Genomic DNA, 21446 nt, shown 5'->3' with positions numbered 1-21446 from the left:
CGGCACCGTGGACTGGTCCCGCGTGTCGCCGTGCATGCCAATGCTCCTGCCCGAGATCGGCGGCAGCTCCCGGGCAGCGGCGCCGAGGGAGTACCGGGAGGACTGCTGGGTGAGGAAGGACGTGCGGCCGAGGCCTGCCCGTACCGACGGTCCCGGCAACCCCAGGCCCAACCGGTCGCGGCGGCGCGCCGACCCGGACGCACGTGTCCCGGCGCGCGTCGCTCGGTGCACGCCCCCCTCGTGACCCAACCCACCGGAAAACGACCCGGCAGGGAACAAGGACACGCGAAGACGCCGCGACTGAGGCCGAACGGGCTAAGGAAAGTGAGGGTTCGTCGAACAGGGCATGCAGCGGCCGAGGCAGCAGGGGGCGACCACCCGATCGCGCACCAGCGGCACTCACGACCTTGTTGCATCCTCGCACCACCGGCAAGGGCTACGTGTGGGTAGGCGCGCGGTTTCGGCCGGTATGGAACGGTGAAACGGACACCGGAAACACCTCCGACCCCAGAAGTTCACACCTGACGGCGCTTCTTTTCCCAGCGTGCGCCCCTCGCGCGCCGGGATTTGCCACCACGCGCCCGAAACGATCTCAACGCTGCTCCGAACGGGTGTGCCGCCCGCCAGTTGACGCCCCTTCAGGCGTACGTCCGGGGCTACGCTCCTGTGCCGTGAAGGCAATCCGCAGGTTCACCGTCCGCACCGTCCTGCCCGAACAACTGCAACCACTGCACGAGCTCGCGCTGAACCTCCGCTGGTCCTGGCACCCCGAGACGAGGGAGCTGTTCCGCTCCGTCGACCCGGACGTGTGGGCCGCCGTCGGAGAGGACCCGGTCCGACTGCTCGGCGAAGTGCCCGCCACCAGACTCGCCGCGCTGGCCGGCGACCGACGCTTCCTGCGCCGTCTCGGCGACCTGGCCGACGACCTGCGCGACTACCTCACCGGACCGCGCTGGTACCAGGGCGCGGCCGACCCGGCCGACCCCGCCGGGCCGCTGCCCGCCGGCATCGCCTACTTCTCCCCCGAGTACGGCATCGCCGCCGCCCTCCCGCAGTACTCCGGCGGCCTCGGCATCCTGGCCGGCGACCACCTCAAGGCCGCCTCCGACCTCGGCGTCCCGATCATCGGCGTCGGACTCTTCTACCGGCACGGCTACTTCCGGCAGTCCCTGGACCGCGACGGCTGGCAGCAGGAGCGCTACCCCCTGCTCGACCCCGACGCGCTCGCCGTCACGCTGCTGCGCGAACCCGACGGCGCCCCCTGCCGGATCGACCTCGCCCTCCCCGGCGGCCGCACCCTCGCCGCCCAGGTCTGGCGCGCCCAGGTCGGCCGGGTCCCGCTGCTGCTGCTCGACTCCGACGTCGAGGCCAACAGCCCCGCCGAACGCGACGTCACCGACCGGCTCTACGGCGGCGGCAGCGAGCACCGGCTGCTGCAGGAAATACTGCTGGGCATCGGCGGCGTCCGCGCCGTCCGCACCTACTGCCGGCTCACCGGCCACCCCGAACCCGAGGTCTTCCACACCAACGAGGGCCACGCCGGCTTCCTCGGCCTGGAACGGATCGGCGAACTCACCACCGCCCACCCCGGACTCGGCTTCGCCGACGCCCTGGAGGCCGTCCGGGCCGGCACCGTGTTCACCACCCACACGCCCGTCCCGGCCGGCATCGACCGCTTCGACCGGGAGCTGGTCGCCCGGCACTTCGGCGGCGACGCCGCGCTGCCCGGCGTCCCCGTCGACCAGGTGCTCGCGCTCGGCGCCGAGAGCTGGAGCGGCGGCGACCCCAAGCTGTTCAACATGGCCGCGATGGGACTGCGGCTCGCCCAGCGCGCCAACGGCGTCTCCACCCTGCACGGCGCCGTCAGCCGGGAGATGTTCCGCGGCCTGTGGCCCGGCTTCGACGCGCCCGAGGTCCCGATCACCTCGATCACCAACGGCGTGCACGCCCCCACCTGGATCGACCCCGCCGTCGTCCGGCTCGGCGCCACCGAGATCGGCCAGCAGCGCGCCGAGGACGCGATGGCCGTCGGCACCGCCCCGCAGTGGACCGGCCTGGAGCGGATCGGCAACGCCGAGGTGTGGGAACTGCGCCGCACGCTGCGCGCCCAGCTCGTCGACGAGGCCCGCCGCCGGCTGCGCGCCGCCTGGAAGCAGCGCGGCGCCGGCGAGGCCGAACTCGGCTGGACCAGCGGCGTCCTCGACCCCGACGTGCTGACCATCGGCTTCGCCCGCCGCGTCCCCTCGTACAAGCGCCTCACCCTGATGCTGCGCGACCCGGCCCGGCTGCGCCGGCTGCTGCTCGACCCCGAGCGGCCGGTGCAGATCGTCATCGCCGGCAAGGCGCACCCCGCCGACGACGGCGGGAAACGGCTCATCCAGCAGCTGGTCGCGTTCGCCGACGACCCCGCCGTCCGGCACCGGATCGTCTTCCTGCCCGACTACGACATGGCGATGGCCAAGACGCTCTACCCCGGCTGCGACGTCTGGCTGAACAACCCGCTGCGCCCGCTGGAGGCCTGCGGCACCTCCGGGATGAAGGCCGCGCTGAACGGCTGCCTCAACCTGTCCATCCTGGACGGGTGGTGGGACGAGTGGTACGACGGCCAGAACGGCTGGGCCATCCCCACCGCCGACGACGGCACCGGCGAGGGCGTCGTCGACCCGGAGAGCGAGGAGGCCGAGCGGCGCGACGACATCGAGGCCGCCGCGCTCTACGACCTGATCGAGCACCAGGTCGCCGCCCGGTTCTACGACCGCGGCGCGGACGGGCTCCCGCACCGCTGGATCTCCATGGTCCGGCACACCCTGGTCACGCTCGGCCCCAAGGTGCTGGCCGGCCGGATGGTCCGCGAGTACGTCGAGCGGCTGTACGCCCCGGCGGCCTCGGCGAAGCGCCGCCTGGCGGGCGACGCGGACGACTACGCGGCGGCGAAGGCCCTGGCGGGCTGGAAGGCCGGCGTCCGCGAGGCGTGGCCCGCGGTGCGGGTCGAGCACGTCGAGGCGGACGGCGCCGGCGAGGCGCAGGAGCTCGGCGCGACGCTCGCCCTCCGGGTCCAGGTCAACCTCGGCCGGCTCGGACCGGACGACGTCGAGGTCCAGGTGGTCTCCGGGCGGGTCGACGAGAGCGACCGGATCTCCGAGGCGACCACGCTCGCCCTCAAGCCCGCGGGCGGCGGCACCGACCTCGACGGCCGGATCCGCTACGAGGGCCACCTCGAACTCTCCCGCACCGGCCCGTTCGGCTACACCGTCCGCATCCTGCCCACCCACCCGCGCCTCGCCTCGGTCGCGGAGCTGGGCCTGCTGGCGGCCCCGGCGGAGACCGGCGGGATGGACGCCGGCGTGCTCAGGTAGCCGTCCGGCAGGTTCGCGGACTCCTCGTCCGGCGCCGCACCGGAGGGTCGGTGCGGCGCCGGACGCCGGAGCCCGAGGGGCGGCCCTAGGAGGCGTACACCTGGAGTTCGGCGACCTGGCCGGCCGGCCAGCCGGTGTTCGCGGTGAACACCAGGCGCAGGTGGCGGGCGCTCGTCCCGGCCGGGAGGGTGAGCGTCGCGGTGTTGCCGGTCGCCGGGTCGAACAGGTGGCCGGCCGGGGCCAGCAGCCGGGAGAAGGTCGTCCCGTCCGTGCTGCCCCGCACCTCCACGGTCTGGGTGCGGGCGGCCCAGGCGGCGGCCGGCGGGACGGAGAGCACGATCCGGCGGACCGGCAGCGCGGAGCCCAGGTCGGTCTGCAGCCACTGCGGGAAGGCGTTGTTCGGGCTCTCCCAGTAGCTGTTCGGGTCGCCGTCCACCGCGTTGCCCGAGCCGTACGCCTGGGTGTGGCCGCTCTCCGAGGTCGGCCGGCGCAGCGCCAGGTTCCCGGTCGGGACGGTGGCGGCGGAGGTGGTCGCCGCCACCTGCCCGGAGGCCGGCGAGACGTTGCCCGCCGCGTCCAGCGCCTGCACGTCGAAGGCGTACGCGGTGGACGCGGCCAGGCCGGTGACGGTGAACGAGGTGGCGGCGGTGCTGCCCGCGACCGCGCCGCCGACCCGGACCCGGTAGCCGGTCACGCCCACGTCGTCGCTCGCCGCGTTCCAGGCCAGCGCGACGGTGCTGTCGCTCTGCCCGGTCACCCGCAGGCCGCCCGGCGCGCTCGGCGCGGTGGTGTCCGGGACGGTCGGGAACGGCGGGGTCGGGCGGGCCGCCGTGACCGGCAGCAGGCCCTTGAGCATCCGGCCGCCGTCGCCGGTCAACCGCAGGTAGTAGTCCGAGGAGCAGGCCGTGCCGTCCTCGTCCAGCGCCAGGAACCCGGACCCGGCCGGCACCCAGGCCTGCGACTCGGCGGTCTTGGCGATCTGGTTGCCCTCGTTGTACTCGTCGAACATCGAGACGTAGACGGAGCCCACGCCGGCCCGGGCCATGTTGTAGAACTGCCGCCACATGAAGTCGCCGTGCGCCCGCTGGCGGTCGCCGACCCCGCCGGGCAGCACGCACGGCTGGTAGTCGATGCCGCGCGCGGCGCACTCCGCCAGGTCCGGGACGGTCGCCACGGCGTAGAAGTTGTCGGCGTCCGCCGCGCTGCCGATCCGGCCGACCAGCCACGGGGAGAGCATGTCGAAGGCGTGGTAGACGTCCGCGAAGCCGGCCCGGGAGTCCCGGTCGCCGGTGCGCCACCAGGTCGGCACCCCGCCGATCACGTAACACCCCTGCGCCTTGAACCAGTTGACCACGTCCAGGCACTGCGCCGGGGTGAACGGCCGCTGGTTGTCGTCGAAGCCGAAGCCCCAGACGCACACCACCGGCCTGCCGTTCTGCCGGGCGTACGCGGGCGAGGCGGTGTGGGCGCGCATCTTGCCGGTCCAGTCGGACTTGATCTCCGTCTGCATGCCGGTCCAGTCCGAGACGTCGTACATGACGTAGAACTTGACGCCCTGCGACTCCGCCGCGCCGCGCACCTTGGCGGCCATCGCGTCCCGGGTCGGGCCCTCGCCGCCGTTCGGGTTGAAGCGCTGCAGGGCGGCCGTGTCGACGCCGTACTGCCTCATCCAGCGGAAGTGCAGGTCGACGGTGGACTGGTCGTAGGAGGAGAACAGCGCGGCCTGCCGGCCGTTGTTCAGGTCGGCGAAGGCGGTGGCGTACGTCCTCGGGTACTCGCGGACGTCCGGCCAGGCGACCACGGACCTGTTGGTGTTCGAGGGCGCCTGGCCCCAGTCCCGCGCCCAGTGCCACCAGCCGCCGATCGGGGCGCCGTCGCCCGGGCAGGCGAACCAGCCCTGGTAGCCGACCGTCACCTTGCCCACCACGTCACCCGGCGCGCTCGCGGCGTGCGCCGGGGCCGCCGCCGGGCCCCCGCCCAGGCCCACCGCCCCGGCCGCGCCCGCGGCCGCCTGCAGGAACACCCGTCGCGATACCACCATGCCGCTGCCTCCGCCCGGTTGACGACGTCGTGTCAGGTCCGCGACCCGACGATCCGGGATCGTAATGAGGGTGACATGGAACGGCAATATCTTCGACGTAGCAAGCAAGAATTTGATAACTTGACTGAAAAAGATCGACCGATGGGGATGTTCAGTGCCGCCCCGCGAGGTGGGCGGCCCAGCCGCCGGACGCCGTGACGTCCACCGCGCCCGTCAGTGCGGCAGGCTCGCAGAGGAAGCCGGGCACGGCCGAACCGTCCGCCAGCCGGACCGGGCCCAACGTCATCGGGTGCGGCAGCGCGGCCAGCAGTGCGCCCAGGCCGGCGGCCGGCAGCTCCCAGAGCTCGCCCACCAGGCCCGCGCCGCCCTCCGACACCCGGACCAGGCCCGGCTTGGGCGGCACGGTGTCCAGCGCGTACATCCGGTACTCCGGGGCGGTGCGCACCTCGCCGGCGAACCGGCCCCCCAGCGCGGTCAGTTGACCGTTCAGCGGCTGCCCGGTCAGGTGCGCGCCGAACACCGCGAGCCGCACCGGCGGTGCGGTCAGCAGCCGGGCGACCGCGGCCAGCCGCTCCTCGGTCCGGGCCGGTCCGACCAGCATCACGCCGAACGGCAGGCCGCCGACCGTGCCCGCCGGGACGGCGATCGCGCACAGCCCCAGCAGGTTCGCCGAGTTGGTGAACCGGCCCAGCCGGGCGTTCGCGCCGACCGGGTCGGCCGCCACCTCGGCGAGGGTCGGGTGCCAGGTGGTGGTCGGCAGCAGCAGGGCGTCCGCGTCGCCGAGTGCGGCCAGCGCGGCCGTCCGCACGCGCTCAAGCCCGGCCCGGTCGGCGAACAGCCGGTGCGCGGGCACCGCCGCCGCGGCCCGCACGATCGCGGTCACCACCGGGTCCAGGCCCGGATCGCCCCGCCCGTCCGCCGCGTCCACGAACGCTCCCACCGCGGCGTACCGCTCGGCGACGAACGCGCCCTCGTACAGCAGCGCCGCCGCCGCGTCGAACGGCGACAGGTCCAGGTCGCGCAGCTCGGTGCCCGCCGCCGCCAACCGGTCGGCCGCCGCCGCGTACGCCCCGGCCCAGCCGTCCGCGAGGACGCCCAGCCGGGCGGCGGCCGGGACGGCCACCCGCCACGGGCCCGGACGGCGGCCGGGCGCGGCCGGGGCCGGGTCGGCGAGCAGCCGCAGCGCCGCCTCCGCCTCGTCGACGGTGCGGGCGAACACCGAGACGCAGTCCAGGCTCGCGCAGGCCGGCACCACGCCGTCGGTCGGCACCAGGCCCGGGGTCGGCTTCAGGCCCACCACGCCGTTCAGCGCCGCCGGAACCCGCCCCGAGCCCGCCGTGTCGGTGCCCAGCGCCAGGTCGACCAGGCCCAGCGCCACCGCCACGGCCGACCCCGAACTGGAGCCGCCCGAGATCCGGCCCGCGTCGACCGCGTTCCGGACCGCGCCGTACGGGCTGCGGGTGCCGACCAGACCGGTGGCGAACTGGTCCAGGTTGGTGGTGCCCAGCACCACCGCGCCCGCCGCCCGCAGCCGGGCCACCGCGGGGGCGTCCCGCTCCGGCCGGTACGCGTAGGACGGGCAGCCCGCCGTGGTCGGCAGGCCCGCCACGTCGATGTTGCCCTTCACCGCGCACACCGTGCCCGCCAGCGGCAGCCGCTCGCCCGCCGCGGCCCGGGCGTCCACCCGGGCCGCCTCGGCCGCCGCCTCCGCCTCGGGCCGCAGGTCGATCCACACCTCCGGCCGGTCGACCGCGGCGATCCGCGCGTACGCCCGCCGCACCCGCTCCAGCGCGCTCACGCGGGGACCCCCAGCACCACCAGCGGGCTGCCCGCCTCCACCTGGTCGCCCGTGCCGACCAGCAGCTCGGCGACCACGCCGTCCCGGTCCGAGAGCACCGCGGACTCCATCTTCATCGCCTCCAGGGCCATCAGCCGCTGTCCCTTGCGCACCCGCTCGCCCGGCGCCACGTCCACCTTCCACACGCAGGCGGTGAACTCGGCCTCCAGCACGCCGCCACCCGGCGGCACCACCACCGCGCGCGGCGCGGCGGGCGCCGTGCCGGCCGCCCGGTCGGCCCGGTCGAACTCGCCGGACTCCTCCCACGCCCGCCGCTCCGCCGCGAACGCCGCCGCCTGCACCGCCCGGAATCCCTCGATCGGACCGGCGTGGTCGGCCAGGAAGCGCAGGTGTTCGGCGAGCGCGAACTCGCCCTCCTCGATCCGGGGTTCGAACCGGCCGGCGGCCATGTCGGCGCGCAGCTCCAGCAGTTCCTCCGCCGACACCGGGTACCAGCGGATCCGGTCGAAGAACCGCAGCAGCCAGGGCACGCCCGGGGCGAACGGCCCGCGCTGCTGCCAGCCCGACCACATCTGCACCGTCCGCCCGACGAACTGGTAGCCGCCCGGGCCCTCCATGCCGTACACGCACAGGTAGGCGCCGCCGATGCCGACGGAGTTCTCCGCCGTCCAGGTCCGGGCCGGGTTGTACTTGGTGGTGACCAGCCGGTGCCGGGGATCCAGCGGGGTCGCCACCGGCGCGCCCAGGTACACGTCGCCCAGCCCCAGCACCAGGTACTCGGCGTCGAAGACCGTCCGGTACACCTCGTCCACCGAGGCCAGGCCGTTGATCCGGCGGATGAACTCGATGTTCCACGGACACCACGGCGCGTCGTCGCGCACCCCCGCCACGTACCGGTCGATCGCCTCCCGGGTCGCCGGGTCGTCCCAGGACAGCGGCAGGTGGACCGTCCGGCTGGGCACCGCCAGCTGCTCGGCGGGCGGCAGCTCCCGCTCCAGCCCGCGCACCAGGTCGAGGAGTTCGGAGACCGGGAGGACATCGGGGTCCACGTGCACCTGGAGCGAGCGGATGCCCGGCGTCAGGTCGACCACCCCCGCCGGACGCCGCCCGGTGATCCGCTCCGCCAGCGCGTGCACCCGCATCCGCAGCGCCAGGTCCAGCTGCATCGGCCCGTACTCGACCAGCAGGTTGTCGTCCCCGCTGCGCCGGTACGTCACCGACGGGCGGCCCGGACGCTCCGGCAGGCGGTCCAGCACGCCGCCGTCCAGCACCGCGGGGCGCGAGGCGGCCGGCACGGCGGCTGGCGAGCGGCGCAGCTCCGCCGCGTCCCCGGCGGTCACCGGCACGAAGCGGACGGTGTCGCCCGGGCGCAGCTGCCCCAGCTTCCAGCGCTGCCCGGACACCACCGTCGCCGGGCAGACGAACCCGCCCAGCGACGGGCCGTCCGGCCCCAGCAGCACCGGCATGTCGCCGGTGTAGTCGACCGCGCCCACCGCGTACGGGGTGTCATGGATGTTCGACGGGTGCAGGCCCGCCTCGCCGCCGTCCCGACGGGCCCAGGTCGGCTTCGGGCCGACCAGCCGCACCCCCGTGCGGGCGCTGTTGAAGTGCACCGACCAGTCGGCGGCGTAGAACTCGGCGACGTCCCGCTCGGTGAAGAACTCCGGCGCGGCGTGCGGCCCCTCGACCGCGGGCAGCAGCCAGGACGAGGTGAACTCCGGCCGGTCGGCGACCGGGCCCGCGTCCGGGCCGAGCGGGCCGGTGCCGCCGTGCAGCACGTCACCCGTGCGCAGCGCCCGCCCGCCGTGGCCCCCGAAGCCGCCCAGGGTGAACGTCGCCGCGCTGCCCAGGAACGCCGGGACGTCGAAGCCGCCCGCCACCAGCAGGTAGCAGCGCAGCCCCGGTCCGGGCGGGGCCGGAACGTCCAGCAGACCGCCCGCCGGGACGAGCAGCGGCTCCCACTGCGGCACCGGCGCGCCGTCCACCGTCACCGCCGTCGGCGCGCCCGTCACGCACACCCAGGTCGGGGCGGTGAACCGCAGCGCCGGGCCCAGCAGGGTGCACTCCAGGCCGGGCGCGCCCTCCGGATTGCCCAGCGCCCGGTTGCCGAGCCGGAACGACAGGTCGTCCATCGGCCCGCACGGCGGCACCCCGACGTGCCAGTGGCCGGTGCGCCCCGGCCAGTCCTGCACGGTGGTCTGGGTACCCGCCCGGACCACCTCGATCCGCGGCGTCGGGTCGGCGACGCGCGCCAGCGTCCCGGTGTGGTGCCCGACCGCGGCCACCTCCGGCACCGCCGGGATCGCCCGCAGCAGGCCCAGGTTGGTCTCGATTCCGTGGATCCGGGTGTCCGCCAGGGCCCGGGTCAGCCGGCCGAGGGCGTCGGCGCGGTCGTCGCCGTGCACGACCACCTTCGCCAGCATCGGGTCGTACGCGGTGGTCACCTCGGTGCCGGTCTCCACCCAGGTGTCCACCCGCACGCCGGACGGGAAGGCCACCTCGGTGAGCCGTCCGGCGCTCGGCCGGTGGTCGCGGGACGGGTCCTCGGCGTACACCCGGGCCTCCACCGCGTGCCCGCGCGGCGGGCCGACCTCGCGCACCGCCCCGCGCTCGCCCCGGGCGAGCCGCAGCATCCACTCGACCAGGTCGACCCCGTACACCGCCTCGGTCACCGGGTGCTCCACCTGGAGCCGGGTGTTGACCTCCAGGAAGTACGCCTCCTCGCGTGCCGCGTCGTAGACGTACTCGACGGTGCCCGCCGAGCGGTAGTCCACCGATGCGCACAACTCGCGTGCGGAATCCGCGAGTTCGCGCCGGACCCGATCGGGCAGGCCGGGAGCCGGGGCCTCCTCCAGCACCTTCTGGTGGCGGCGCTGCAGCGAGCAGTCCCGGTCGCCGAGGGTCACCACCCGGCCGGTGCCGTCGCCGAAGACCTGCACCTCCACGTGCCGGGCCCGCTCCACCAGCCGCTCCAGGAACACCCCCGCGGTGGCGAAGTTCGCGGCCGCCACCCGCTGCACGCCCTCCCAGGCCTCGGCCAGCTCCGCCGCGTCCCGGCAGGCCCGCATGCCGATGCCGCCTCCCCCGCCGGTGGCCTTCAGCATCACCGGGTAGCCCACCGCCTCCGCCGCGGCCAGCGCGGCGGGCAGGTCCGCCAGCAGGCCGGTGCCCGGCAGCAGCGGCACCCCCGCCGCCTCCGCCGCGGCCCGGGCGGTGTGCTTGGCACCGAACACCTCCAGCTGGGCGGGCGTCGGGCCGACGAACGCCAGGCCCGCCGCCTCCACCCGGCGGGCGAACGCGGCGTCCTCCGACAGGAACCCGTAGCCCGGGTGCACCGCGCCGGCGCCGCACTCCAGCGCGGCGGCCAGCACCGCGTCCGCCCGCAGGTAGCTGTCCTTCGCGGCGGCCGGGCCCAGCCGCACCGCCCGGTCGGCCGTCCGCACGTGCGGGGCCGAGCGGTCCGGGTCGGAGAACACCGCGACGGTGGACAGGCCGATCCGGCGCGCGGTGCGGATGATCCGGGCCGCGATCTCGCCCCGGTTGGCGACCAGCAGCGTGTCGAAGCTCATCGCGGGCCGCCCTCGGGGGCTCCGGCGCGCTCGGTGACCGTCATCCGCACCGGTGTCGGGTCGAAGCCGTTGCACGGGTTGTTGACCTGCGGGCAGTTCGACACCAGCACCAGGACGTCGGTCTCCGCCCGCAGCACCACCCGCAGGCCCGGTGCGGAGACGCCGTCGACGATGCCCAGCGTGCCGTCCGCCTCGACCGGCACGTTCATGTACCAGTTGATGTTCGACACCAGGTCCCGCTTGCCCAGGCCGTGCCGGGCCCCCTCCGCCAGGAAGTTCTCCACGCAGGCGTGCTGCGAACGGGTGTGGTGGCCGTAGCGGAGCGCGTTCGACTCCTTCGAGCAGGCGCCCGCGACGGTGTCGTGCCGGCCGCAGTCGTCCTCGACCACGGTCATCAGCGGGGTGTGCTCGTTCGACATCAGCACGGTTCCGGCGGTGACGAAGACCGAGCCGGACGCCTGCAGGGTGTCGGCCGCGCTGTAGCGCACCGCGGTGTCGTGCGCGTCGTACAGCAGGCAGTCGACGGCCTGGTTGCCGTGCAGGTCGGTGACGGTCAGCGACTGGCCGCGGCGGACCACGGCGGACCAGGCGGCGCGGGCGGGCACGACCTCGTCGAGGACGGTCCGGACGGGGAGTGCGGTGGCGGTCATCGGGCCCCCAGGGCGGCGGTGGTGAGGTGGGCGCGGTGGCGTTCGGGCGTGGCGTCCCAGTGGGGGTCGCCCGGGGCGGTCACGGCACCGGGGGTGACGGTGACTTCCAGTGGCGTGCAGTGCCAGGCCGGACGCGGGTCCAGCGGGTGGGCGGTGTTGGCCAGCAGCAGGGTGGTGTGCTGCTCCAGGCGCAGCACCACCCGGGCCCCCGGGCCGGCCGAGCCGGTGGCGCGCAGCGAACCGTCCGGGTCCACCCGGACGCCACGGAAGAACGTGACCGGAGCGGGCAGGTCGCGCGGAGCCAGGCCGTGCTTGGCCGCGGCGGGCACCAGCAGCTCGCGGCCCGCCGGGGAGGGGCCGTGCGCCGAGCCGTCCCCGTAGCGGGCCCGGTTGCGGGCCGCGGTGGACGTCCCGGTGAGGGCGTCGTGCCGGCCGGAGGTGTCCCCCACCAGAGTGGCCAGCACCCGGCCCTGGTCCGAGAGCAGCTGGCTGCCGAGGCCCAGGTAGGCGTTCCACTGCACCTTCACGGTGTCGGCCGGGTTCAGCCGCTCCCAGGGGCGACCGGCGACGAACAGCAGCAGGTGCGCGCAGGCGTCGCCGTCCCGGTCGGTGAGCGTCACGTGCGCGCCGGCCGGCAGGGCGAGGTGGGTGCAGCCGCCGCCCGCGACGGTCTCCGACCACAGCGTGCCCGTCGGCGGCGGCAGCTGCGGCATGCAGTCCACGACCCTGCCCGCCTGGGACCTGGCGTGGGCGCGGGCGGCCGTGGTGGTGGCGGTGCCGGCCTCGGCGTGGTGGGTTTCTGTCATGCGACAGAAATTAGGGAGGGACGGCTTCGGCGCCGTTGCCCGCGTGTCACGACGGAGTTACCGTGCCCTCACGTCGGGAGCGCGGGCCGGGTGCGCGAAGGCCGCCCGGCGGGGAGCCGGACGGCCGAGGGCGAGCGGGGGTGCGGCGCGGTCAGCGACGGCGCAGCCGGTAGGCCGCGCCCGCGGCGAGGGCGGACGCGAAGGTCAGGACGGCGAACCAGCGCAGGTACCAGTGACCGCCCTCCGGGTCGTACACCGAGGCGCGCGGCCAGGCCAGGTCCACCGTCATCGCCACCCCGTACAGCAGCGCCACCACGTTCACCGGCCGCCCCCAGCGGCCCAGCGAGAACAGCGGTCGGCCGGTCTCGTCCGCCCCCGGCGCGCCCTCGCCCAGCGGCAGGCCGCGCAGCCGTCGCACCAGCGCCGCCCCCACCACCAGCGCGTACGCCGCGTACACCAGGGCCACGCAGGTCGACGAGAGCGCCACGAACGCCGTCGGGGCGGCCAGGTTCAGCAGCAGGAGGCCGGCGGCCGGGGCGCCCACCGCGAGCGCCGCCCAGCGCGGCGTCCCGCTGCGCCGCGCCACCTCCGACAGTCGGCGGGCCCCGGGCAGCCCGCCGTCGCGGGCCATCGAGAACACCATGCGGGCGCCGGCCGTCTGCATCGCCAGGGTGCCCACGCACACCGCGACCGCGACGTCCGCGAGCAGCACCCGCCCCCACCCGTCGCCGAGCCGAGCGGTCAGCACGTACGGCAGTCCCTCCGCCGCCAGTCGGCCGTCGGTCAGGCTCGGGGCGGCCAGCACCCCGCCGAGCAGCAGCAGGCCGCCGCTCAGGCCGGCGGCGGCCAGCGCGGTCAGGATCGTCCGGGGCGCGGTCCGGCGCGGGGCCACGGTCTCCTCGGAGAGCTCACCCGCGCTGTCGAAGCCGATCATCACGTACGCCGCGGTGAACGCCCCCACCAGCAGGGCCCAGCCACCGCCGCTCGGCGCGGTGCGCAGGACCGCGCCCGCCGGCTGCTCGGCGTGCCCGAACAGCGCCACCACGATCAGCACGATGCCGGCGATCTCGGCGGTCACCCCGATGCCGTTGACCAGCGTCAGCACCCGGTTGTCGACCGCGTTCACCAGTGTGGTCAGCGCGATCAGCGCGGCGCCGAGCAGGGCCGCGTTCGCCGCGCCGCTCGCCGAGCTCGGCGAGGGGTCGCCGCCCAGCAACTGGAAGCCCGGCCACAGGGCGGGCAGTACCACCTGCAGCGCGAGGGCCGCCGCGGCCACCACCACGACCTGCCCCAGCACCATCAGCCAGCCCGTGAACCACCCGTACACCGGGCCGGCCAGTCGGCTCGCCCACTGGTAGATCGCGCCGGAGTACGGGTGCCGGGCGGCGAGTTCGGCGAAGCAGGCCGCCACCAGGAGCTGGCCGACCAGCACCGCAGGCCAGGTCCAGACGAAGGCGGGGCCGGCCGCGCCGTAGCCGAACGCGAAGAGCTGGAAGACCGTGGTGAGGACCGAGATGAAGGAGAAGCCGGCCGCGAACGAGCCGAACCTGCCGATGGTGCGGTGCAGTTGCTGGGGGTACTCGGCCGCCCGGGCGGCGGCCGGGAGGGCGGGCGTCGTGCTGGTGGTCATGGGGCACCGGCCTTCCGCGGGCTTTTTCTGTCGGACGACAGAAATTAGGGCCACGCGGATTCCCGGGTGTTGCCCGCCGGTTGCCCGACGGTTGCCGTCTCCTCACCGGTGCCCCCGGCGGACGGACACCTACACCAGGCTGTCCTTCCAGGTCTGGTGGAGGGCGGCGAAGCGGCCCGTGCCGGCGATCAGGGCGGCGGGGGTGTCGTCCTCGACGATCCGGCCCTGGTCCATCACCAGGACGCGGTCGGCGATCTCCACGGTGGAGAGGCGGTGGGCGATGATCACGGCCGTGCGGCCGGCCAGGACGGTGCGCATGGCGTGCTGGACGGCCCGCTCGCCGGGGACGTCGAGCGAGGAGGTGGCCTCGTCGAGGATCAGGACGGCGGGGTCGGCCAGCAGCGCGCGGGCGAAGGCGACCAGCTGGCGCTGCCCGGCCGAGATCCGGCCGCCGCGCTTGCGGACGTCGGTGTCGTAGCCGTCGGGCAGGGCCGCGATGAACTCGTGGGCGCCGATCGCGCGGGCGGCGGCCTCGATCTCGGCCCGGGTGGCCTCCGGCTTGCCGACCGCGATGTTCTCGGCGACCGTGCCGGAGAACAGGAAGGACTCCTGGGTGACCATCACGACGTTCGCGCGCAGCTCGGCGGTGGAGAGCCCGCGCAGGTCGACGCCGTCCAGGGCGACGGTGCCCGAGGTCGGGTCGTAGAACCGGGCCAGCAGCTTGGCCAGCGTGGACTTGCCCGCGCCGGTGGCGCCGACCACGGCGGTGGTCCGGCCGGCCGGGAGCACCAGGTCGAACGCGGGGAGCACCTCCTTGCCGTTGGCGTAGCCGAAGGCGACCCCGCGGAAGGCGACCTCGCGGCCCTTGCCGGCGGCGGCGGGCAGCGGGGCGGGCTCGGCGGGCTCGGGGACGGACGGCTCGTGCGCGAGCAGGCCGGCCATCTTCTCCAGCGCGGCGGCCGCCGACTGGTAGCTGTTGAGGAACATCGCCAGCTGGTCGATCGGGTCGTAGAGCCGGCGCAGGTAGAGCACGAAGGCGGTCAGCACGCCGAGTTCGAGGCTGCCGTCGGTGACCAGGAAGGCGCCGAGCACGACCACGCCGGTGATCCAGGTGTTGGCGGTCAGCCGGGAGAGGAAGACGTACCGGGCCATCTCCAGCAGGCCGTCCGCGGTGGCGGTGGCGGACTGCCGGTTGACGGTGGCGAAGGCCTTGTCGTTGGCGGCCTCGCGGCGGAACGCCTGCACCGGGCGGATGCCGTTCATGGTCTCGGTGAAGCGGACGATCAGAGCCGCGACGGCGGTCCGCGAGCGCCGGTAGACCTGCTGGGAGCGGCGCCGGAAGGAGCGCACGATCAGGTACATCGGCAGGAAGGAGACCAGCGAGGCCAGGCCCAGGCGCCAGTCGACGATCACCAGCACGACCGTGATGTAGCCGACCGACAGGAAGACCATCAGGAGTTCCTGCAGGCCCTCGGAGAGCAGCTCGCGCAGGGTGTCCACGTCGCTGGTGGCGCGGGAGATGATCCGGCCGGAGGTGTAGCGCTCGTGGAAGTCCAGGCTGAGCCGCTGGGCGTGCCGGAAGATCCGGCCGCGCAGGTCGAGCAGCACGTCCTGGTTCATCCGGGCGGCCGCCCGGATGAACGCCCGCTGGAGCAGCGTGGCGAGCAGCGCGCAGCCCAGGTAGGCGGCGGTGACGGCGACCAGCGGGCCCGAGTCGTGCCCGCGCAGGGCCGGGACGCCGCGGTCGATGGCGTAGGCGACCAGCAGCGGGCCGGCCTGCAGGGCGGCCTGCTGGAGCAGCACGGTCAGCACGGCGACGGCGATCCGGCGGCGGTGCGGGGCGAGCAGCGAGCCGAGCAGCGCGCGCGGGGCGCCCGGCGGGACGGGGATGTCCTGGTCGTCGGCGGCCGGGGGGAGGAGGTCGTCCTCCTCGACGGGGGGTTCGGCGACGGCGGTGGTCATCGGGCCAGCGCCCCTTCCAGCTCGGACTCTCCGGACATCAGGGCCCGGTAGGCGGGACAGGAGCGCAGCAGCTCCTGGTGGGTGCCGACGGCGGCGATCCGGCCGTCGGCGAGCAGCGCGACCCGGTCGGCGAGCAGCACGGTGGACGGGCGGTGCGCGACGACCAGGGCGGTGGTGTCGGCCAGCACCTCGCGCAGGGCGCGCTCCACCAGCGCCTCGGTGTGCACGTCGAGCGCGGAGAGCGGGTCGTCCAGCACCAGGAAGCGCGGCTCGCCGACCACCGCGCGGGCCAGCGCCAGGCGCTGGCGCTGGCCGCCGGACAGGCTCAGGCCCTGCTCGCCGACCTCGGTGTCCAGGCCCTCGGGGAGCTTGTCGACGAAGCCGGCCTGCGCGGTGGCCAGCGCGGCGGCGACCTGCCCGGGGCCGGCGTCGGGGGCGCCCAGCAGGACGTTCTCCCGGACGGTGGCGGAGAACAGGGTCGGCTCCTCGAACGCGACGGCGACCCGGCGGCGCAGCTCGGCGCGGGACAGGTCGCGCAGGTCGGTGCCGTCGAGGGTGATCGACCCGGCGGTGGGCTCGTACAGCCGGGGGAGCAGTGCGGTCAGCGTGGTCTTCCCGCTGCCGGTGGCGCCGACCAGGGCGAGCGTCTCGCCGGGGCGGACGTGCAGGTCGACGCCGGCCAGCAGGTCGGGGCTGCCGGCCGGCGCGTCCGGGTAGCGGAAGCGGACGCCGGTGAAGCGGATGCCGCGCTCCTCGGACGGGGCGAGGCCGGACGGCGGGTCGGCCGGCTCCGGTTCGTCCATCACCTCGAAGTAGCGGTCGGCGGCGCTGGCGGCCTCGGCGGCGAAGCCGAGCAGCCAGCCGATCGACTCGACCGGCCAGCGCAGGGCGAGCGCGGTGGACAGGAAGGCGACCAGGGTGCCGACCGAGAGCTGGTCGTGCGCGACCAGGACGGCGCCGGTGGCCAGCACGGCGCCGAGGGCGAGCTCGGGCAGGCCGACGATGGCCGCCCACAGGTTGCCGAGCAGGCCGGCCTTGCGCAGCTCGGTCTCGCGCAGCTCGGCGCTGTGCCGCCGGAACTCCTCGGCCATGGTGCGGTGCCGGCCGAAGGCCTTGAGGATCCGGATGCCGAGCACCGACTCCTCGACCACGGTGGCCAGGTCGCCGTTCTGGTCCTGGGCGAGCCGGGAGGCGGCCGAGTACCCGGCCTCGAAGCGGCGGGTGTAGAGCATCAGCGGGACCGCCGGGACCAGGGTGATCAGGGCGAGCCGCCAGTCCAGCGCGAACATCAGCGCGGTGCCGGTGAGGAAGACCGTGGAGTTGACGACCAGGAAGACCAGCGGGAAGGCCAGGAACAGCCGCAGCACGAACAGGTCCGAGGTGGCCCGGGAGAGCAGCTGGCCGGAGGGCCAGCGGTCGTGGAAGGAGATCGGCAGCCGCTGGAGCTTGGCGAACAGGTCGCCGCGGAGCCTGGTCTCGACCCCGGCCAGCGGGCGGGCCACGATCACCCGGCGGACGCCGAACAGCACCGCCTCGGCGACGCCGAGCAGCAGCAGGGCGCCGGCCAGCGGCCACAGGCCGGACAGGTCGTGCCGGGCGACCGGCCCGTCGACGATCCGGCGCAGCACGACCGGGACGGCCAGCACGCTGAGCGAGGCCAGCCCGGCCGCCGCCATCGAGCCGAAGATCCGCCAGCGGACGTCCCGGGCGTAGGGCCACAGGCGCAGCAGCGAGCGCACCGCGGACCGGGGTGCCGGTACGGGTGAGGGCGCGGTCAAGGTCGTTGACGGGGCGTTCGGATCCGCGGGGGTGTGCGGAGCGGGGTTCGGGTTCTCGGCCATCGCCGAGCAGGGTAGACGCAGCCGCTGACATTTCTCATCCGGTTTTTTGCCCCTGTCGGCGAGAACCGGCCAGGTCGGGCGCCCCGCCGGGGCCCGGCTCAGCCCGCCGTCAGCAGCACCGCCGAACGGCCGGTCAGCAGCACCTCCGTCACCGGCCGCGGGTCCGGGTCGCCGGCCAGCGCGGTGTCCAGCACCGGGACGTGCGGGCCGGGCAGGGTGAAGCGCCGCGGCTCGGCGGCCGCGTTCAGCAGCAGCAGGAAGTCGGCGTCCCGCAGCGGGCGCCCGCGCTGGTCGCGCTCGGACATCGCGCTGCCGGACAGCCGCATCGCCAGCGCCTGCCCCGGCGAGAACCAGTCCGCGTCGGTCATCTCGGTGCCCTCCGGGGTCAGCCAGGCCAGGTCGCGCCGCCCGTCCGGACCGGCCGGGCGGCCGGAGAAGAACGCCCGCTGCCGCAGCACCGGGTGGGCCCGGCGCAGGTGCACCAGCTTGGCGGTCAGCTCGGTCAGCGAACGCCAGTCCGGGTCGTCCAGCAGCGACCAGTCCAGCCAGCTGGTCGCGTCGTCCCGGCAGTACGCGTTGTTGTTGCCGCCCTGGGTGCGGCCCAGCTCGTCGCCCGCGGTCAGCATCGGCACCCCGCTGGAGAGCAGCAGCGTGGTCAGCAGGTTGCGCAGCTGGCGCACCCGCAGCGAGCGGATCGCCGGGTCGTCGGTCTCGCCCTCCGCGCCGTGGTTCCAGGACCGGTTGTCGTCGGTGCCGTCCCGGTTGTCCTCGCCGTTGGCGCCGTTGTGCTTGCGGTCGTAGCTGACCAGGTCGCGCAGCGTGAAGCCGTCGTGCGCGGTGACGAAGTTGACCGAGGCGTACGGGCGGCGCCCGCCGCGCTGGTACAGGTCGGAGGAGCCGGAGAGCCGGGTCGCCAGCTCGCGGACGTCCGGCCGGGCGCCGCGCCAGAAGTCCCGGACGGTGTCCCGGTAGTGGTCGTTCCACTCGCCCCACAACGGCGGGAAGCCGCCCACCTGGTAGCCGCCGGGGCCGACGTCCCACGGTTCGGCGATCAGCTTCACCCGGCTGAGCAGCGGGTCCTGCGAGACGGCGGCCAGGAACGGGTGCTCCATCTCCACGCCGTCGCCGCCCCGGGCCAGCGCGGCCGCCAGGTCGAAGCGGAAGCCGTCCACGCCCATCTCGGCGACCCAGTACCGCAGCGAGTCGGTGACGAGCCGGATCACCTGCGGGCGGCGGGTGTCCAGCGTGTTGCCGCAGCCGGTGTAGTCGGCGTAGCCGCGGCGCGAGCGGTCCGGCCGGTAGTAGCCCGCGTTGTCGATGCCGCGGAAGGACAGCGTCGGGCCCATCACGCCCTGCTCGGCGGTGTGGTTGTAGACCACGTCGAGGATCACCTCGATGCCCGCCGCGTGCAGCGCCCGCACCATCCGCTTGAACTCGCCGACCTGCTGCCCCCGGCTGCCGGTCGCCGCGTAGCCCGCGTGCGGCGCGAAGTACCCCAGCGTGTTGTAGCCCCAGTAGTTCACCAGGCCGCGCGCCTGCAGGTGGTCCTCGCTGACGTGGTGGTGCACCGGCAGCAGCTCCACCGCCGTCACCCCCAGCCGCACCAGGTGCGCGACCGCCGCCGGGTGCGCCAGACCCGCGTACGTGCCGCGCAGCTCGGGCGGCACCTCGGGGTGGCGCATGGTGAAGCCGCGCACGTGCAGCTCGTACAGCACCGTCTCGGCCCACGGCGTCTTCGGCCGCTGGTCGTCGTACCAGTCGTCGGCGTCGTGCACCACCACGGCCTTGGGCACGTACGGCGCGGAGTCCCGGTCGTCCCGGACGGTGTCGGCGACGTCCCGCTCGGGCCAGTTGCGGACGGCCCCGCAGGTCGCGTCGTGGGCCGTGTACGCGCCGTCGATCGCCCGGGCGTACGGGTCGAGCAGCAGCTTCGCCGGGTTGAACCGGGCGCCGGTCCACGGGTCCCACCGGCCGTGCACCCGGAAGCCGTAGCGGGTGCCCGGCAGCACGCCCGGCAGGTAGCCGTGCCAGGTCTGGTACGTCTGCTCGGACAGCCGGTGCCGGGACTCCGCGCCGCGCTCGTCGAACAGGCACAGGTCGACCGCCTCCGCGCCCGGCGCCCAGAGCGCGAAGTTGGTGCCCCGGCCGCCCTCCGGGTCGGCGCGGAACCGGGCGCCCAGCGGCTGCCAGCCGCCCGGCCACGGCGGCTCCCCGCCGGGCCCGGCCGCCGAGCCGTTCCACCCGGCGGCCGGCCGCGGCTCCCGAGCCGCCCGCGCACCCAGCTCCTGCCACGCCGTCATGGCGACCCTCCCAGCAATCCGGGGGCCCGTCCCCGTTCTTCCGGTTGTTCCCTGTCCGACGGCCGTCGTCACCCCCGGTCGGGGGGCGTGACGCACCGTGATCGATCATGTGCCCAGCGGATCCGGGGGCGGAAACCATTCGGCCGTGTCCGGGGGGCGGAATCGCTCGTTGTGTCCGGTATCGGGTGGTAGCGGACGAAACGGGAGGACGGCATGCGCGCCGCGGTACGGCTCTGGGCACGGCGGGCGGCGGCGGCCGGACTGGTCCTGCTGACCGGCTGCACCGGGGGCGGCGGCGACCGGACGCCCGGCGACGCGGCCCCGCCCGTCTCCCGCGCCCGGCTCGCCCTCCGGCCCGGCGACGGCGCGCAGGACGTCCCGGTGGACGGCGCGGTCCGGGTCGGGGTCGCCGACGGCCGGCTGCTGACCGTCCGGCTCACCGACGACCGCGGCGCGGACGTCCCCGGCACGCTCACCCCCGACCGCACCGGCTGGAGCCCGGACCGCCGGCTCGCCACCGCCACCGCCTACACCCTGGACGCGGTCGCCGAGGACGCCGCCGGCCTGCGCGCCGTCCAGCACGCCGGCTTCGCCACCGTCGCCCCCGAGCACACCTTCGTCGGCTTCTTCAGCCCCGAGGACGGCTCCACCGTCGGCGTCGGCATGCCCGTCTCGCTGCGCTTCTCGCACCCGATCACCGACCGGGCCGCCGTCGAGAAGGCCGTCGCGGTCACCGCCGACCCGCCGCTGGAGGTCGCCCCGCACTGGTTCGGCGACCAGCGGCTCGACTTCCGCCCCCGGGAGTACTGGCCGTCCGGCACCAGGGTCACCCTGCTGCTGCGGCTCAAGGACGTCGAGGGCGCGCCCGGCTACCTCGGCACCCAGGACAAGGACGTGCACTTCACCGTCGGCCGCGCGCTGGTCGCCGCCGTCGACCTGGACGCCCACACCATGACCGTCCGCGAGGACGGCGAGGTGCTGCGCGTCCTGCCGGTCAGCGGCGGCGACCCCGAGCACTCCACCTACCTCGGCACGATGGTGGTCTCCGAGCGCTTCGAGGAGACCAGGATGAACTCCCGGACGGTCGGCCTCGGCGACGAGTACGACATCAAGGACGTCCCGCACGCGCTCCGGCTGACCGCCTCCGGCACCTTCGTGCACGGCAACTACTGGAGCGACCGCGCGGTCTTCGGCGCCGCCAACACCAGCCACGGCTGCATCGGCCTGCGCGACGCCAAGGGCGGCTCGGACGACTCCCCGGCCGGCTGGTTCTACCGGCGCACCAGGGTCGGCGACGTGGTCGAGGTGCGCGGCTCCCGCGGCGAGCGGGTCGCCCCCGACAACGGCTTCGGCGACTGGAACCTGTCCTGGCGCCAGTGGACCGCCGGCACGGCCCTCGGCGTTCACTGAACCCGCACCCCGCTCCCGCCGGAGTTCCACCCGGGCGCGCCGGTTATCCTGGCCGCTCGCGACCGGGCCGGACGGCACGGCGG

The 21446-nt window shown here is 75.2% G+C and carries 11 protein-coding genes; 2 read left to right on the top strand and 9 right to left on the bottom strand.

Annotated elements, in window-relative coordinates:
• Window positions 1-671 precede the first annotated feature (671 nt).
• Window positions 672-3356: an alpha-glucan family phosphorylase gene (gene glgP, locus ACZ3J7_RS31990; RefSeq protein WP_465626886.1), complete on the top strand. Its 2685-nt coding sequence runs from the start codon at window positions 672-674 to the stop codon at window positions 3354-3356.
• An 85-nt stretch (window positions 3357-3441) separates the two neighbouring features.
• Here glgP and ACZ3J7_RS31985 read toward each other — a convergent pair whose 3' ends face one another.
• From ACZ3J7_RS31985 to glgX, 9 genes are all read right to left on the bottom strand, one after another.
• Window positions 3442-5397: a glycoside hydrolase family 99 protein gene (locus ACZ3J7_RS31985; protein WP_465626884.1), complete on the bottom strand. Its 1956-nt coding sequence runs from the start codon at window positions 5395-5397 to the stop codon at window positions 3442-3444.
• A 151-nt stretch (window positions 5398-5548) separates the two neighbouring features.
• Window positions 5549-7195 (bottom strand): allophanate hydrolase, encoded by a 1647-nt coding sequence (locus ACZ3J7_RS31980; protein WP_465626882.1) that lies wholly within the window; start codon window positions 7193-7195, stop codon window positions 5549-5551.
• On the bottom strand, window positions 7192-10764 hold the full coding sequence (gene uca, locus ACZ3J7_RS31975) for an urea carboxylase (RefSeq protein WP_465626880.1): 3573 nt from the start codon (window positions 10762-10764) through the stop codon (window positions 7192-7194). Before uca ends, ACZ3J7_RS31980 begins: the two co-directional genes overlap by 4 nt.
• On the bottom strand, window positions 10761-11414 hold the full coding sequence (locus ACZ3J7_RS31970; RefSeq protein ID WP_465626878.1) for an urea amidolyase associated protein UAAP2: 654 nt from the start codon (window positions 11412-11414) through the stop codon (window positions 10761-10763). Before ACZ3J7_RS31970 ends, uca begins: the two co-directional genes overlap by 4 nt.
• Entirely contained in the window at window positions 11411-12220 is an 810-nt protein-coding gene (locus tag ACZ3J7_RS31965) for an urea amidolyase associated protein UAAP1 (protein ID WP_465626876.1), read from the bottom strand. The genes ACZ3J7_RS31970 and ACZ3J7_RS31965 overlap by 4 nt, the downstream gene beginning before the upstream one ends.
• Window positions 12221-12371: 151 nt before the next feature.
• A complete protein-coding gene (locus tag ACZ3J7_RS31960) occupies window positions 12372-13850 on the bottom strand; it encodes an amino acid permease (RefSeq protein WP_465626874.1) in 1479 nt (492 codons plus the stop codon).
• Between the two features lie 129 nt (window positions 13851-13979).
• Window positions 13980-15812 (bottom strand): ABC transporter ATP-binding protein, encoded by a 1833-nt coding sequence (locus ACZ3J7_RS31955; protein ID WP_465626872.1) that lies wholly within the window; start codon window positions 15810-15812, stop codon window positions 13980-13982.
• The gene (locus ACZ3J7_RS31950) at window positions 15809-17653 is read right to left on the bottom strand and encodes an ABC transporter ATP-binding protein (protein ID WP_465626870.1); all 1845 of its coding nucleotides are present in this window, start codon (window positions 17651-17653) and stop codon (window positions 15809-15811) included. The genes ACZ3J7_RS31955 and ACZ3J7_RS31950 overlap by 4 nt, the downstream gene beginning before the upstream one ends.
• A 98-nt stretch (window positions 17654-17751) precedes the next feature.
• Window positions 17752-19953, bottom strand: a complete 2202-nt coding sequence (gene glgX / locus ACZ3J7_RS31945) for a glycogen debranching protein GlgX (RefSeq protein ID WP_465626868.1) — start codon at window positions 19951-19953, stop codon at window positions 17752-17754.
• 213 nt (window positions 19954-20166) lie between these two features.
• Here glgX and ACZ3J7_RS31940 point away from each other — a divergent pair, with 213 nt between their 5' ends.
• Window positions 20167-21363 (top strand): L,D-transpeptidase, encoded by a 1197-nt coding sequence (locus tag ACZ3J7_RS31940; protein WP_465626866.1) that lies wholly within the window; start codon window positions 20167-20169, stop codon window positions 21361-21363.
• The last annotated feature ends 83 nt before the right edge of the window (window positions 21364-21446 follow it).

The sequence above is a fragment of the Kitasatospora sp. NPDC015121 genome (assembly GCF_055562955.1).
Note: the sequence above shows the minus strand (reverse complement) of the source record. Positions and strands in the feature narration are given on the sequence as shown.